Raw genomic sequence first — 266 nt, forward strand, 5'->3', positions numbered from 1 at the left:
GGCGCCGATGCGGCCGTTCCAGTCCTGGCCGCCGTCGGCGACCGAACGCCCGCCGAAGCCGATGCGGAACTCGTCGTGGACCAGGTCCGGGGATCGCGTCACGTACTTGAGCAGGCCGCCGATCGCGCCGGCGCCGTAGAGCGTGCCCTGCGGGCCGCGCAGCACTTCGACGCGGCTGATGTCGTAGGGCAGCAGGTCCAGCATCAGCGAACCCGCGCTCTGGTAGATGCCGCTCGAGCCGACGGGCACCTCGTCGATGTACGTGG

At 71.1% G+C, this 266-nt stretch carries 1 protein-coding gene; it reads right to left on the reverse strand.

All coding sequences use genetic code 11. The features are described 5' to 3' along the window. Positions 1-266: TonB-dependent receptor plug domain-containing protein (locus tag SB719_RS20595; protein WP_412159806.1), on the reverse strand; the 266-nt coding region annotated here is incomplete at both ends.

Source organism: Pantoea sp. SIMBA_079 (assembly GCF_046940275.1).
Classification (GTDB): domain Bacteria; phylum Pseudomonadota; class Gammaproteobacteria; order Enterobacterales; family Enterobacteriaceae; genus Pantoea; species Pantoea borealis.